General features: G+C 71.1%; 15 protein-coding genes. 9 read left to right on the top strand and 6 right to left on the bottom strand.

The window, feature by feature from the left end; all coding sequences use genetic code 11:
- Positions 1 to 114: 114 nt before the first annotated feature.
- The gene (locus IEZ08_RS37825; protein WP_189244104.1) at positions 115 to 666 is read right to left on the bottom strand and encodes a hypothetical protein; all 552 of its coding nucleotides are present in this window, start codon (positions 664 to 666) and stop codon (positions 115 to 117) included.
- Positions 667 to 707: 41 nt separating this feature from the next.
- Complete coding sequence (locus tag IEZ08_RS37820; protein ID WP_068923871.1) at positions 708 to 1,370, bottom strand: endonuclease V; 663 nt, start codon at positions 1,368 to 1,370, stop codon at positions 708 to 710.
- 97 nt (positions 1,371 to 1,467) lie between these two features.
- Here IEZ08_RS37820 and IEZ08_RS37815 point away from each other — a divergent pair, with 97 nt between their 5' ends.
- The 4 genes from IEZ08_RS37815 (at position 1,468) to IEZ08_RS37800 (ending at position 4,973) form a co-directional block, all read left to right on the top strand.
- Positions 1,468 to 2,967 (top strand): SDR family oxidoreductase, encoded by a 1,500-nt coding sequence (locus IEZ08_RS37815; protein ID WP_189244103.1) that lies wholly within the window; start codon positions 1,468 to 1,470, stop codon positions 2,965 to 2,967.
- A complete protein-coding gene (locus IEZ08_RS37810; protein WP_068923869.1) occupies positions 2,964 to 3,710 on the top strand; it encodes an MOSC domain-containing protein in 747 nt (248 codons plus the stop codon). The genes IEZ08_RS37815 and IEZ08_RS37810 overlap by 4 nt, the downstream gene beginning before the upstream one ends.
- Positions 3,711 to 3,717: 7 nt before the next feature.
- The gene (locus IEZ08_RS37805) at positions 3,718 to 4,254 is read left to right on the top strand and encodes a hypothetical protein (RefSeq protein ID WP_176728521.1); all 537 of its coding nucleotides are present in this window, start codon (positions 3,718 to 3,720) and stop codon (positions 4,252 to 4,254) included.
- 209 nt (positions 4,255 to 4,463) lie between these two features.
- Positions 4,464 to 4,973, top strand: coding sequence for a hypothetical protein (locus IEZ08_RS37800; RefSeq protein ID WP_189244102.1), 510 nt, complete (start codon positions 4,464 to 4,466; stop codon positions 4,971 to 4,973).
- Positions 4,974 to 5,151: 178 nt separating this feature from the next.
- Here IEZ08_RS37800 and IEZ08_RS37795 read toward each other — a convergent pair whose 3' ends face one another.
- On the bottom strand, positions 5,152 to 7,275 hold the full coding sequence (locus IEZ08_RS37795; RefSeq protein ID WP_189244101.1) for an ATP-binding protein: 2,124 nt from the start codon (positions 7,273 to 7,275) through the stop codon (positions 5,152 to 5,154).
- Positions 7,276 to 7,424: 149 nt separating this feature from the next.
- Positions 7,425 to 8,333, bottom strand: coding sequence for an oxidoreductase (locus tag IEZ08_RS37790; RefSeq protein WP_189244100.1), 909 nt, complete (start codon positions 8,331 to 8,333; stop codon positions 7,425 to 7,427).
- 131 nt (positions 8,334 to 8,464) lie between these two features.
- On the opposite strand from IEZ08_RS37790, the gene IEZ08_RS37785 reads away from it, so the two are divergent.
- Entirely contained in the window at positions 8,465 to 9,340 is an 876-nt protein-coding gene (locus IEZ08_RS37785; RefSeq protein ID WP_068923864.1) for a helix-turn-helix transcriptional regulator, read from the top strand.
- Between the two features lie 158 nt (positions 9,341 to 9,498).
- Here the strand turns inward: IEZ08_RS37785 and IEZ08_RS37780 are convergent, their stop codons facing one another.
- Positions 9,499 to 10,074 (bottom strand): TetR/AcrR family transcriptional regulator, encoded by a 576-nt coding sequence (locus IEZ08_RS37780; protein WP_068923863.1) that lies wholly within the window; start codon positions 10,072 to 10,074, stop codon positions 9,499 to 9,501.
- An 84-nt stretch (positions 10,075 to 10,158) separates the two neighbouring features.
- On the opposite strand from IEZ08_RS37780, the gene IEZ08_RS37775 reads away from it, so the two are divergent.
- The 4 genes from IEZ08_RS37775 to IEZ08_RS37760 all read left to right on the top strand — a co-directional run bounded on the left by IEZ08_RS37775 (position 10,159) and on the right by IEZ08_RS37760 (position 13,208).
- The gene (locus tag IEZ08_RS37775) at positions 10,159 to 10,518 is read left to right on the top strand and encodes a DUF4267 domain-containing protein (protein ID WP_068923862.1); all 360 of its coding nucleotides are present in this window, start codon (positions 10,159 to 10,161) and stop codon (positions 10,516 to 10,518) included.
- A gap of 106 nt (positions 10,519 to 10,624) precedes the next feature.
- Positions 10,625 to 10,924 carry an MTH1187 family thiamine-binding protein gene (locus tag IEZ08_RS37770; RefSeq protein WP_244894092.1) on the top strand — a complete coding sequence of 100 codons (300 nt, stop codon included), beginning with the start codon at positions 10,625 to 10,627 and terminating at the stop codon, positions 10,922 to 10,924.
- Positions 10,925 to 11,052: 128 nt separating this feature from the next.
- Positions 11,053 to 12,171, top strand: a complete 1,119-nt coding sequence (locus tag IEZ08_RS37765) for an MBL fold metallo-hydrolase (RefSeq protein WP_189244099.1) — start codon at positions 11,053 to 11,055, stop codon at positions 12,169 to 12,171.
- A gap of 197 nt (positions 12,172 to 12,368) precedes the next feature.
- Entirely contained in the window at positions 12,369 to 13,208 is an 840-nt protein-coding gene (locus IEZ08_RS37760; RefSeq protein ID WP_229803940.1) for an ion transporter, read from the top strand.
- A 92-nt stretch (positions 13,209 to 13,300) separates the two neighbouring features.
- On the opposite strand, the gene IEZ08_RS40750 is transcribed toward IEZ08_RS37760, so the two are convergent.
- Positions 13,301 to 13,370, bottom strand: a 70-nt coding sequence (locus IEZ08_RS40750) for a hypothetical protein (protein WP_373294402.1), incomplete at its 5' end; no start/stop codon positions are given.

Below are 13,370 nucleotides of genomic sequence, written 5' to 3'. Positions count from 1 at the left end.
GGCCGGGGGCGCGGCGGCCCGCGCTGCATGAGCTGCCCGATCGAGCGCGACGGCATCTGACGCCGGACGCGGACGGTCGCCGGGGCTGGTGATCGCACCAGGGGCGCCCGGGGCTCATCCGGCGGTCGCGTGCTCCCAGGAGGGGTCGCGGTAGAGGACCACACCGGTGCCGCGGAGCATCCTGTCCGGGGCGGAGACCAGGATCAGCTCGCCCTCCGTCTCCAGCCTGCGCAGGATGTCGCGGACGCGGGGGCCGACGGGCATGCGGCCGACCGGGAGACCGAGGGCGTCGCGGACGGCGTCGGCGACTTCGGAGAGCCGGAACGGCCCGCTGAGCGGGGCGATCACCGCCCGGACGGTCTCGACGGTGATCGCCGCCTCGGCCTCGGCGTGGGCGAGCTGCCAGCGCAGCTGTGTCCCACGGCGGCCGGTCCCGGCGCAGGCCGTGCAGTCCTGGGCGTAGTCGGGCACGATGTGCTCGACCTTGGTGCCCAGGCACGTGGTGCACTGGCCGGTCTCCATGGCGTGCAGTTCGGCGGCCGTCCGGTCCGGGAGCTGCTTGCCGCACAGGCAGACGTAGATCCGGAAGCCGCCGCTGACCAGGACCAGGTCATCGGCGTCGTCGGGAATCTCCTCCCACAGCGCGGTGATCGTGTGATTTCTCATGGTTCATGCGACTCTATCCGGCGTCCGGCCCTCCGGGCGTGTCAACCGGCGCCCGCGAGCGCGGCGCGGGACAGGCGGTCGGCGACGCGGGTGGTCTCCGGGAGCCGGTAGGCGGGGGTCAGGCGCAGGACGTTGCGGCAGGCCGTGTCGAGGTCGACCCGGTGGCCGACGGAGACGAAGACCGGCCTGACACCGCTGCGGGTGCGCAGGACCCGGCCGACGACGTCGCCGTCCAGGGTCAGGTCCGTCCAGGCACCCCGTTCCGGCCCGGGATCGGCGTGGTCGCCGACGAAGGCGGTCTTGGCGACGCCGATCGAGGGCAGCCCGGTGAGCACGCCCAGGTGGCAGGCGAGGCCGAAGCGGCGCGGATGGGCCAGGCCGTACCCGTCGCAGACGACCAGCTCCGGGACGACGGTCAGGCGGTCCAGGGCGTCGAGGAGGGCCGGGAGCTCACGGAAGGCGAGCAGACCGGGGACATAGCCGAACGTCGTCCGGCCGGTGACGGTCACCTCCTCGACGACCTCCAGCGTGGACCCGTCGAGTACGGCCACGGCCGCCGCCAGCCGGTCGCCGTCGTAGGACACGTCCACCCCGGCGACCGTGGCGGGCCGGAGCGGGCCCGGTCCGGTCAGGTCCAGCAGCGGGCGGAGCTCGTCCTGGATCGCCTCGGCCTCGGCGGGGGTCCGGGGAGTGCGTACCTTCATCCCTCCATGATCGTCCCTTCCCGGGAGTGCCCCGGTCGCCGGGTCCGGCCGGGACGCGCGTGCAACCGCGCGCCCGGTGGGCGGAGAAGGTACCGGTATGGGGAGTGTTCTGGTGACGGGGGCCACCGGCTACATCGGCGGGCGGCTGGTCCCGGTGCTGCTCGACGCGGGGCACGAGGTGAGGTGCGTGGCGCGGCGCCCGGAGCGGCTGCGGGATCTGCCGTGGGCGGGCCGGGTGCGGGTCGTGGCCGGGGACGTGAACGACCCGGAGGCGATGCGGCGCGCGCTGCGCGGCATCGACGTGGCGTACTACCTGGTCCACTCGATGGCCGCGGGACCCTCCTTCGTGGAGCGTGACCGGCGGGCGGCCGGGACGTTCGCCGGGGCCGCGGCCGACGAAGGCGTACGCAGGATCGTCTACCTGGGCGGGCTGACGCACGCCTCGGGCGAGCTGTCCCCGCACATGAGCTCCCGCGCGGAAGTGGGTGAGATCTTCCTGAGGGCGGCGACGCCCGCCGTGGTGCTCCGGGCCGCGGTGGTCATCGGCTCCGGGTCGGCCTCGTTCGAGATGCTCCGCCATCTGACCGAGCGCCTGCCGGTGATGACGACGCCCCGCTGGGTGCGCAGCCCCACCCAGCCCATCGCCGTGCGTGACGTGCTGCGCTACCTGGCAGCCTGGGCCGACGTCCCCGGGGACGTCAACCGCCCCTTCGACGTCGGCGGGCCGGACGTCCTGACCTACGGGGACATGATGCGCAGGTACGCCGCCGTCGCCGGGCTGCCGCCGCGGGTGATCATCCCGGTGCCGTTCCTGTCGCCCGCGCTGTCCAGCCACTGGGTCGGTCTCGTCACGCCCGTGCCCGCGAGCATCGCCCGGCCTCTGGTGGAGTCGCTGCGGCACGAGGCCGTATGCGCCGAGAACGACATCGCCGCGTTCGTCCCCGACCCGCCGGGCGGGCTGATCGGCTTCGACGAGTCCGTACGGCTGGCGCTGCGCCGGATCAAGGAGGCCGACGTCGCCACCCGCTGGTGCTCCGCCTCCACACCAGGCGCGCCGAGCGACCCGCTGCCCACGGATCCGGACTGGGCGGGCGGCAGCCTCTACGCCGACGAGCGCGAACTCGCCGTGGACGCGCCCCCGGCGGCGGTCTGGCGGGTGATCGAGTCGATCGGCGGAGCCAACGGCTGGTACTCCCTCCCCGTCGCCTGGCGGTTGCGCGGCCTGATCGACCGGTTGCTCGGCGGCGTGGGCCTGCGCAGGGGACGCCGTGACCCCGACCGCCTGAGGACGGGCGACTCGCTGGACTTCTGGCGGGTGGAGGAGATCGAGCCCGGCCGGCTGCTGCGGCTGCGCGCCGAGATGCTGCTGCCGGGACTGGCCTGGCTGGAGCTGTCGGTCTCCCCGCAGGAGGACCCCGCACGGGCGGTCTACCGGCAGCGCGCGGTGTTCCACCCGCACGGGCTGCTGGGGCACGCGTACTGGTGGGGGATATCGCCCTTCCACCGCCTGATCTTCGGCCGGATGCCGCGCAACATCGCCCGTGCCGCGATCGCGCGCGCTGCCGCAGAGGGCGACTCGGTACGGTTTGGGGCATGACGACGTACCAGGGGAGTGTCCAGCGGGTGCTGTGGTGGCCGGTGAAGTCGCTGCGGGGCGAGGAGATCGGGCAGGCGCGTTTCGACGATCGGGGGATGGCCGGGGACCGGGCCTACGCGCTGATCGACGGGCGGGAGACCCACCAGGGCAGGCAGCTGACCGTACGGCAACGGCCCGAGATGCTGCACTGGCGGAGCGGCTACGACGGCGGGGACGCCCCGGTGCTGACCGCGCCGGACGGGAGCGTCTGGAAGTGGGACGACCCGGGACTCGTCGCGGCCCTGACGCAATCGCTGGGCGTGCCGCTGAGCCTGCGCGCCGCCGACGGCCAGCAGGACCGGGGCCCGACGGTCCTGGTCACGGCCGAGGCGTCCCGGGTGGCGCTGGAGGAGGAGATGGGCGGGCCGGTGGACCTGCTCAGGTTCCGGCCCAACCTCCATCTCAGCCTCGACGCCCCCGCCTTCGAGGAGCAGGACTGGAGCGCGGGCACCGTGATCTCGGTGGGAGAGGTGGAGCTGACGGTGACCGGTGACCACGCGGGGCCGTGCATCAGGTGTGCCGTGCCCAGCTGGGACCCCGACGGCCGGGAGCGCTGGCCCGAGCTGCAGAAGCACCTCATCCAGCGGCACGAGAACAAGTTCGGGGTGATCATGCGGGTGACCCGGCCAGGCACCGTGCGGCGGGGCGACCGGGCGACGGCCGTCCCGGTGCTCGATTGTGCCGCCCCGTATGGGAGCTCATAGTCGTTCCATGAATCTTGCTTGGGTGAGCTTCATCGTGACGACCACGCTCAGCGTCATCGGGCTGTACTTCACGTGGCGGGCCGACCGGCGAGCCGAGCGCGGCGGGAGCGGCCCCGCCGCCATCCAGGCGAGAACTCCGACGGTCCAGCCGCCCCGCCAGGCCACCGCCTATCCGCCGCCGGAAACGCGTGGCCACGGGGTGTCCGGCCGAGGTACGCCCCCGCAAGCAGGCGGGGGCGCCTGGATCGCGGCATGGGCCGGGGTGGTGCTCACCGGGACAACGGCCATCTACATGATCCCGGACCACATGGTGCACAGCTTCCCGTCGAGGCAGGAATTCGGCGACGCGTACCAAGCGAGCGTGATCATGACCGCGATCGCCGCGTTCGGTCTGGCGGTCAGCGCCTGGGTCAGAGGCCGTACAGACTGGCGGACGCAGAGGCGGATCACCCGCAGGATCGTCTATGTTCATGCCCTCGTCGCACTGGCCGGACTGACCGTCTGCGTGGTTGCGACAGTCACGAACCTCCAGTACATGCAGTGATCCGACGGGCAGCCCGATGATCTCAGGGAGGGGTCCGACAGCCAGTTGACCAGTGGGAACCGCGTTGACGCCGGACTCGGGTCCACATTTCCTCAAGCGCGCTGCAAGCGGACCGGGTTACCACTGCGCATACAACCCGACGACACATCGTCCGCGGCCAGGCCCACCGGTCCGGCACGGACGGCCGCGTCCTCACCGAAGGAGACCCGGTGAACCGTTCCATCCGCTTTCTCGGAGTCAGCGCCACCACTGGAGCCCTGTGCCTGGGCATGCTCGCCCAGGGCGCCACGGCGACGGCCGCCCAGGCGGCCTCGCAGCAGAACTGGCACGCGACCGGCACCATCGTGTTCGACATGATGGACTACGAGACGGTCGGCAAGAACGAGCGGTGTCGTCACACCATCCCCATCACCAACACCGGTCGCCTCGGCGGGCCGCCCGTGCACTACTGGTACTTCGGGAAGTGCGGCGGGGAGATCCGCACCGAGATCCACTACCGGCTCCAGCGCACCAGCCATGTACTGACTGTGGATCACATCAGCATCCGGTTCTTCGAGGGCGACAGCGCGGACACCAACGCGCTGAAGGGTCTGGGGACCATGCCCAGATCATTGATCTGGCCGGGCCAGAGCATCACCGAGCAGGTCCGTGTGCAGAACGACGTGGACAGGGTGCGCGACGACCGGACCATCGTGACGTTCACCCTGCGTAATCGGTGAGCGGTGACGAGGCGCGAGCCGTCTTCCGGGCGGCTCGCGCTCTGTGTCCCGTCGCCGTCGCCGCCGCACTCTGTCCGGCGGTGATCCGGCCTGAGTTCGCCGACACCCAGGAAGATTCGTCGACATCGGGGAAGAGCGGTATGGCCGCGCTGTCTCATAGGTGATCATCGGTGGGCGGTCAGGTCGTTGCCGGGGCGTTGACCGGCAGGCACACGGTGAAGACGGTGCCGCCGCCCTCACGCGGTGCGGCGGTGATGGTGCCGCCGTGCGCGTCGATGATGGCCTTGGTGGTGGCCAGGCCCAGCCCGGTGCCCTCGATGCCGGCCTGGCGGGCGGTGGAGGCGCGGAAGAAGCGGGAGAACAGCTGGTCGTACTGCTCGGCCGGGATGCCGATGCCGGTGTCGGCGACGGTCAGGGTGACGCTGGACGGTAGGCCGTCGCTGCCCGGGCAGGCCGGGACGGCGGTCACGGTGACGCATCCCTCTCCCGGGGTGTACTTGATCGCGTTCGACAGCAGGTTGTCCAGCACCTGGCGGATGCGCACCGGGTCGGCGTGTACATGCAGGTAGTGGGCCAGCTCTGTGGTCAGGGTGAGGTTCTTGGCGGCCGCGGCCGCCTGGTGCTCCTCGACGGCCTGGCGGATCAGGCCGGTCAGCCCGATGGTGCGGGCGTCGATGGTGACCAGGCCGGCCTCCAGGCGGGCCAACTGCAGCAGGTCGTCGACCAGCTCCTGCAGGCGGCCGCTGGTGCGGTCGATGACCTCGATGAAGGCGCGGTGCTCGCCGGGCAGGTCGGGGGCGTCGCGCAGCATTTCGGCGTAGCCGCGGATGAGGCCGATGGGGTTGCGCAGCTCATGGCTGACCATGGCCATCAACTCGTCCTTCATCGCATCCAGTTCCCGCAGCCGGGCCACCTGCTGCTGCTGTTGCCGCAGGAGGTGTTCGCGCTGTTCGGCCAGGGTGTGGCGATCGGTGACGTCGGTGGAGATGCCATCGACCAGCAGGCGCCCGGCCTCGCGGCGGGGGGTGGCGCGGCTCCAGACCCACCGGGTGCGGCCGTCGACGCCGATGATGCGGTACTCGGCCTGGGCCACCTGGCCGGAGGCGAGGGTCGCGGTGAAGGCGTGGTAGACCTCCCGGTCGTCGGGGTGGAGATAGCGCGAGCGGAAGGCGGCGGCCAGGTCGGTGCCGTGGACCTGCGCGCCGAGGATCCCGGCGGTGTTGGGTGACTGGTACACCGAGTGCGCCTGCCCGTCCGCGGTGATCTCCCAGGTCCAGATGTAGTCCTCCAGCTGGGCGGCGACCTGGTCGAAACGCTCCCGGGTGGTGGCCAGCTCGTGGGCCAGCTCGTCGGCGCGGCGCCGTTCCATGGACTGGCCCACCTGCGCGCACACGCCCTCCAGCAGGCCGATCAGATCGTCATCGGGTCCGATGATCTGATCGGTGTAGAAAGCCAGCACGCCCATCACCGCACCGGCGCCGCCACTGCGCATCGGCAGGCCGATCGCGGCGTGCAGGCCCGCCTGCCGGGCCTGGGCGATGCGGGCGAAGCCGCGCTCATCGTCGGGCAGGTCCGCACTCCAGATCGAGCGACCGCCGGCCCAGACCTTTCCGGCCACCCCTTGGCCGGGGGCGAAAGCGAGCGGCTGTGTGCCGGTGAAGGCAGACAGGTCACGGCCCGGCTCACTCCAGGAGACGACCCGGACGATGACCTCGGCGTCCGCATCGACCTGCCAGTACTCCCCGCAGCGCCAGCCGAGCACGCCGGCGATCGCGCCCAGCACCGCATGCGCGGTCTCGGTGGTGCCGCGCTCGGCGGCCAGCACGCCGTTGACGGCGTGCTGGACGGCGCGCAGCACGCCGGTGCGGTGGGCATCGGTGATGTCGTGGCCGACGGCCACCGCGCCCAGCTGCCGCCCATCAGGCGCCGTGATCGGCCGGGCGTTGACCGCCAGCCGGCGCGCCGACTGGCCGGGCGGGCGCATCACCACCTGCTGACCGGCGACCCGCTCACCGGCCAGGGCCCGCACCAGCGGTATCTCCTCGGTCGCCAGCAGCCGGCGGCCGTCGGGGGCGTACAGGCCGTGAGCCGACGCCCAGGCGTGCGGGGTGTCGGGATGCTCGGCTGTTCGCAGGATCTCGCGCATGGGCTGGTTGATCTGGACCAGGCGGCCGTCGGTGTCGCAGGCCACCACCCCGGCGTCCAAGCTGTCGAGCAGTGCCGCCAGGAAGGTTCGCTCCTGCTCCAGCTGCTCGCACCGGTGCTCGTGGTCGCAGTGATCGACAGTCTCGGCTGTTCTCATGTGTCCCACCCCCGAGGAGGATTCATACCCTTTGGGAGGTTTTGTCTGCAGGGGTGGTCGTTGATCTGCGCGCGAGGAGGGATGAGCAGCCTGTGCGGATCGCCGTCGTCCGGCCGGTGGCCGCAGGGCTCAGCGGGTGGCCACCGGGTTCACAGGTAGCTGACGCCGGTCAGTTCCTCGGCCGCCGCCCAGAGCCGCTTGCCGACGGCCGGATCGGCCGCCTCCCGGCTGAGCCGGGCCTCGGTGACCGGCCCCCGCGTCTCCCAGAGCCTGGACGGCCCGAAGAACTGGCCGCCCCGCACACCGGGTTCGGTCGCGGCGCGCAACTGCGGCAGCGCGCCCTGCTCCACCGACTGGGCGACCAGAAGGCCGAGCCGTGCGACCACCTGCCCGAACCGGCCACGGTGCTCCCAGGCGCGGGGAGTCAGGTTGGTGCGGGTGAGACCGGGGTGGGCCAGCGTGCTGATGATCGGAGACCCGGTGGAGCGCAGGCGGCGGTCCAGCTCGACGCCGAAGACCGTGGTGGCGAGCTTGGACCGGCCGTAGGCGGCAGCGGCCCGGTAGTCACGTTCGAACATCAGGTCGTCGAAGTCGAGGTACGCGTTCTTATGGGTGATCGAGCTGAGACTGACCACCACCCGGGCCCGCCTCGCCGCGGCCAGCTTGCCGAGCAGCAGGCCGGTCAGCGCGAAGTGGCCCAGCATGTTGGTGCCGAACTGCAGCTCGAAACCGTCGGCGGAGGTGCGGCGCGGGCCGAGCAGCACCACGCCGGCGTTGTTGACCAGCAGGTCGATCACCGGGTGGTCGGCCGTCAGCTTCGCGGCGAACGCGCGTACCGAATCGAGGGAGGCCAGGTCCAGCTCGCGCACCTCGACGTCGCCGCCGATCCGGCGGGCGGCCTCCTCTCCGGCGGCGGTGTCGCGGACGGCGAGCACGACATGGGCGCCGCGGCGGGCCAGCTCGGTCGCGGTGACCAGGCCGAGGCCCGAGTTCGCGCCGGTCACGACGGTGATCCGGCCGTGCTGGTCGGGGATGCGGTCGGCGGTCCATCCGGTCATCTGCTGCTCCTGCGGGTATCGGTACGGTAGATCGACGACGCTAGGAGCAACGCGGGCCGGTTCGATCGTTCTCGGCTGCCTAGGTCTGCGAGACCTACCATGGGTGCCCGGCCAGGCGGCAGACTTGCGGCATGAGCAATCCGTACGCTCGTGAGCTCGGGGATTTCCTGCGAGCCCGGCGCAGCAGGCTGCGTCCACAGGACGTCGGTCTGGAACCGGGCGGCCGGCGCAAGGTCACCGGGTTGCGGCGTGAGGAGCTGGCCCTGCTGGCCGGGCTGAGCACCGACTACTACCAGCGGATGGAGCAGGGCCGGGAGGTGCGCCCGTCCGACGGTGTCCTGGACGCGCTCGCCGGGGCGCTCGGCCTCGACGACGAGGAACGCCGGCACCTGTTCGCCCTGGCCCGCGCCGTCCGCCGGCCGATACCCACCCGGGTGGACCGGGGGCCGGAAACAGTGCCGGACAGCACACGGCGGCTGCTGCGGGTGATGGACACCCCGGCGGTCGTGCTCGGGCGGCACCTCGACCTGCTCGCCTGGAACCCGATGGCGGAGGCGCTGCTGGGCGCCCCTGACGCCTACCCGCCCCACCGGCTCAACATGCTCCTGCTGATGTTCGACGACACGCTGACCGGCGGGCGGAGCTGCCCGGACTGGGAGCGGCAGGCCCTGGACTACATCGGCATGATGCGCGCCGCCGTCGCCACCGACCCCGCCCACCCACGCGCCACCGCGATCGTCGGTGAGCTGAGCATCCGCAGCGCCGAGTTCCGGCGGCTGTGGGCCCGGCACGACGTCCGCACGTCGGTCAGCGGCACCAAGACCTTCCGGCTCCCCGAGGTCGGCGACATCGTCCTGGACTGGGACACCTATCCGCTGCCCGGCAACCCCGGCCCGGTCATGCTGGTGTTCACCGCAGAGCCGGGCAGCGCCGACGCGGACCGGCTGCAGCTCCTTGCGTCATTGCACGCGACCCGCTCGGTGCTCGCCGACAGGCACTCCTCCTAGAAGATCACTGAAGACCCTGCGTCCGGGCCCGGCCCCGGGGAGGTGAGCCGGTCCCGGATGGTCCGTCAGGTGCCCGGCGCAGGCGAGGCCGCCGGTACGGCCCAGAGATCGCGTCCCGGGCCGCCGCCGTGTGGGACGGCCGGCCGTACGCCGCCGGGTCAGCGGGTGGCGCTGAGCTGGTCGAGCAGCAGCGCGAGGCGGGCCTCGCGGCCTGAGGCGGGGAGCCGGCCGCCGCGGGACAGGACGATCAGCCCGTGCAGGGCGCTCCAGGCGACCTCCGTCAGGATCCCCGGGTCGCGACCGCCGGCGAACTGCGCGACTCCGGACAGAAGCGCCTGGAAGCCGTCCCGGAGCGGCTCCGGGGTGTCGTCCTGGCCGAACGGCAGGTCCACGGCCATCGTGAACATGGCGTCGTACAGCGCGGGGTTCTCCTCGGCGAACGCCATGTAGGCCCTGGCCAGCTCCTCCAGCGCGGCCCGCGGCTCGCCCGTCCGGGTCGCGGCGCGCAGGCGTACGGCCAGTTCCGTGAAGCCCTCCAGCGCCACCGCCGCGACGATGGCGTCCTTGCCGGCGAAGTGGCTGTACAGGACCGGCTGGCTGTACTCGATCTCGTCGGCCAGGCGGCGGGTGGTCACGGCGTCCCAGCCCTCGGACTCGGCCAGCTTTCGGGCGGTCTTGACGATCAGATCGTGGCGCTGGGCGCGTTCGCGTTCTCTGCGCTGCTGTGTGGACACCTTCCACATTCTAGCATCGCTAGACAGATGAGCGTCGCTAAGTTAGCGTTGCTAACACTTCTAGCAACGATCGAAGGAAACGACATGGTCACCATCGCCACCTGGATCGCCGGACTGATCGCCATCGGGATCATCCTCATCGGCATCCGCTTCCTGCTGCAGCCGGTCGCGTCGGCCGAGGGCTTCGGGGTTCCCGTGTCCATGAACGCATACCTGACCGTCAAGGGCGTACGGGACATCACGGCCGGGCTCGTCGTGCTCCCAGCCCTCGTGGCGGGAGACCAGCGCATGCTCGGCTGGCTGATTCTCGCCAGTGTGTTCGCCCCGCTGGGTGACATGGTCGTCGTGCTCAGGAACGGGGGACCGCGGGCGGTGGCGTTCGGCGTCCACGGCCTCACCGCCGCGGTGATGGTGGTGATCGCGGCCATCCTCATCCTGATGTGAGGTCATCCTGATGTGAGGCGTGTTCCCCAGAGGGACGCTCTGGTTCCCATGGAGGCGCCGTACCGTAGGGAACGGCCGGGAAGATCCCGGAGAGGAGAGGAGAGGCATGTCGGTGCTCGTGGCGTTCAGTGTGACGCCGATCGGGGTGGGGGAGGACGTCGGGGAGATGGTCGCCGAGGCCGTACGGGTGGTGCGTGCCTCAGGGCTGCCGAACCGCACCGACGCGATGTTCACCACGGTCGAAGGCGAGGATCTGGATCAGGTGATGGCGGTCGTCAAGGAGGCGGTCGCCGCGGTCGAGGCCCGGTGCGGGCGGGTCAGCCTCGTGCTGAAGGCCGACATCCGTGAGGGCGGGATGGGCCGGCTGGAGGCCAAGGTCGCCACCGTGGAGCGGTATCTGGCCTGATCTCCGGGGTCACTGCGGCCCCGGACTCCTCTCCGGACGACTTCCGTCCCCCTTCCGGGGGGCTCCCGGGAACACCGGCGGCCCCCGGTCGGTTGGACGGATGGAACGAGGTTCAGGGGGTGTGCCGGATGGCGGGAAAAGGATCGGTGGGACGGCTGGTCGCGGGGGCTCTGGCGCTGGCCGCCGCCGGTTGGTCGCTGCGGAACGTCCCGGCGGAGCTGGGCGGCCGGGCGCGGGGGGAGCGGCTGGAACGGATGCTGCGGTCACCGCGGTTCCGTGACGGCGTCTTCCACAACACCGTGCCCGCTTCGTCCACGCCGCCGCCGGACAGCGCCCCCCGGATGCTGCGCGATTTCGTCGCCGGCCGTGAGGGACGCAAGCCCGCCGGGCCGGTCCCGCTGGTGACCTCCCCGGCGATCCCGCCGTCCGAGACCGGCCTGAGCGCCGTCTGGTACGGCCACGCCACCACGCTGGTGGAGATCGAGGGACGGCGTGTCCTGTTCGACCCGGTGTGGAGCGATCGGGTGTCACCCGTCCCCTTCATCGGTCCCCGGCGCATTCATCCGCTCCCGGTGGCCCTGCCGGACCTCCCGGCGATCGACGCCGTCGTGATCTCACACGACCACTACGACCACCTCGACCGGGCGACGGTCCGCTCGCTCACCGCGGCGCAGAGCGCGCCGTTCCTGGTCCCGCTGGGCATCGGCGCGCACCTGGAGCGCTGGGGCGTGCCCGCCGAGCGGATCATCGAGCTCGACTGGGAGGAGGAGGCGAACGTCGCGGGCCTGCGCTTCGTCGCCACCGCGGCCCGGCACTTCTCCGGGCGTTCCCTCACCCGCAACGACACGCTGTGGGGGTCCTGGGTGGTCGCGGGCGAGCACAAGCGGGTGTTCTACGCGGGCGACTCGGGCTACTTCGACGGCTACGCCCGCATCGGCACCGAGCACGGCCCCTTCGACCTGACCCTCATGCCGATCGGCGCCTACAGCCCGGGCTGGCCCGACATCCACATGAACCCCGAGGAGGCGGTCACCGCCCACCTCGACCTGGGCGGGAAGCTGCTCCTGCCGGTGCACTGGGCGACCTTCACCCTCGCCTTCCACCCCTGGGCCGAGCCGGTCGACCGGCTCTGGTACGAGGCCAAGGCCCGTGACGTGCGGCTCGCGATCCCTCGTCCCGGCGACCGGATCGACGCCGGTGACGCGCCGCCGGTGGACCCCTGGTGGGAACTGCTCAAGGGAGCCTGACCCCCGATCCGGGGCCGTCCCCAGTTCCCCTCCAGTCGGAAAACCGCATCAATCGACAAAAAGGAAATGAAACCCTGCAAATATATTAAACAGTTTATATCATTGTTCTCGACGGACTCTCATTTCTTTCCGCTTACCATCATCACCTCAGCACCCCTCTTTTCCGGAGAGTCGACTTCGTGTCACGTCGTGAACGTGTGCGTTCCCTTGTGGAGGCGCGGCCTTTCCAGCGGATCATCGTCGTGATCATCCTGGTCAACGCCGCCACCATCGGCGCGGAGACCTCTTCGGTGCTCACCGCTCACATCGGCGGTTTCCTGCACGCCGTGGACCGGATCACGCTGGCGGTCTTCGCCATGGAGCTCGGGTTGCGCGTGTACGCCTATCGGGGGGCGTTCTTCAGAGATCCGTGGAATCACTTCGACACGGTCATCGTAGCCGTGGCGCTCGTCCCCGCCGCAGGGTCGGTGTCGGTGCTGCGGGCGCTGCGAATCCTGCGGGTGCTGCGCCTGGTCTCGGCGGTGCCCAGCATGCGCAGGGTCGTCTCGGCGCTGCTGGAGGCCATCCCCGGCATGGTCTCCATCATCGGCCTGCTGGTGCTGGTCATGTATGTCTCGGGCGTCCTGGCGACCGAGTTGTTCGGCCGGATCGCTCCCGGCTACTTCGCCGAGCTGCCCGTCTCCCTGTTCACCCTGTTCCAGATGATGACCGGTGACGCGTGGTCGGACATCACCCGCCAGGTGATGGCTGAGCGCCCGTGGGCCTGGGTGTTCTTCGTCGGTTACATCCTGACGTCCACCTTCGTGGTCCTGAACCTGTTCATCGCCGTTGTGGTCAACGCCATGGACGAGCAGAGCACCTCCTCCGAGGAGCAGCACACCGACGGCCAGCTCGCCACGATGCTGGCCGAGCTGGCCCGCCTGCATGTCAAAATCGACGCCATACGGGCCGCTCAGACGAGAGCGACCGGCTCTTGCGGAGACCATCCCGACGGCCGGCGCACGTCCACCCCCACGTCCCCGCACCCAGACGCCTGACCGGTACATCCCACCGATCCGGGCAGCCTCCCGGCGGAGCCGCCGGGAGGCGTCGTCGAACCGACCGTGAAACGTGAGCGCCCGAAGCGCGGTCAGGGGTTCACCTCGACGCTCTCCAGGATGCCCAGGGCGTCGGGCACCAGGACGGCCGCCGAGTAGTAG

This window comes from Planobispora rosea, assembly GCF_014648175.1.
GTDB classification, from domain to species: Bacteria; Actinomycetota; Actinomycetes; order Streptosporangiales; family Streptosporangiaceae; genus Planobispora; species Planobispora rosea.
The sequence above is the reverse complement of the archived record's forward strand: the minus strand, read 5'-3'. Positions and strand labels throughout refer to the sequence as shown.

Excerpts from the sequence above, each read along its gene's own strand:
- IEZ08_RS37795 (WP_189244101.1), bottom strand. The coding sequence starts at position 7,275 with ATGAGAACAGCCGAGACTGTCGATCACTGCGACCACGAGCACCGGTGC.
- IEZ08_RS37765 (WP_189244099.1), top strand. The coding sequence starts at position 11,053 with ATGGCGGGAAAAGGATCGGTGGGACGGCTGGTCGCGGGGGCTCTGGCG.
- IEZ08_RS37825 (WP_189244104.1), bottom strand. The coding sequence starts at position 666 with ATGAGAAATCACACGATCACCGCGCTGTGGGAGGAGATTCCCGACGAC.
- IEZ08_RS37790 (WP_189244100.1), bottom strand. The coding sequence starts at position 8,333 with ATGACCGGATGGACCGCCGACCGCATCCCCGACCAGCACGGCCGGATC.
- IEZ08_RS37810 (WP_068923869.1), top strand. The coding sequence starts at position 2,964 with ATGACGACGTACCAGGGGAGTGTCCAGCGGGTGCTGTGGTGGCCGGTG.
- IEZ08_RS37820 (WP_068923871.1), bottom strand. The coding sequence starts at position 1,370 with ATGAAGGTACGCACTCCCCGGACCCCCGCCGAGGCCGAGGCGATCCAG.
- IEZ08_RS37775 (WP_068923862.1), top strand. The coding sequence starts at position 10,159 with ATGGTCACCATCGCCACCTGGATCGCCGGACTGATCGCCATCGGGATC.
- IEZ08_RS37785 (WP_068923864.1), top strand. The coding sequence starts at position 8,465 with ATGAGCAATCCGTACGCTCGTGAGCTCGGGGATTTCCTGCGAGCCCGG.
- IEZ08_RS37815 (WP_189244103.1), top strand. The coding sequence starts at position 1,468 with ATGGGGAGTGTTCTGGTGACGGGGGCCACCGGCTACATCGGCGGGCGG.
- IEZ08_RS37770 (WP_244894092.1), top strand. The coding sequence starts at position 10,625 with ATGTCGGTGCTCGTGGCGTTCAGTGTGACGCCGATCGGGGTGGGGGAG.
- IEZ08_RS37805 (WP_176728521.1), top strand. The coding sequence starts at position 3,718 with ATGAATCTTGCTTGGGTGAGCTTCATCGTGACGACCACGCTCAGCGTC.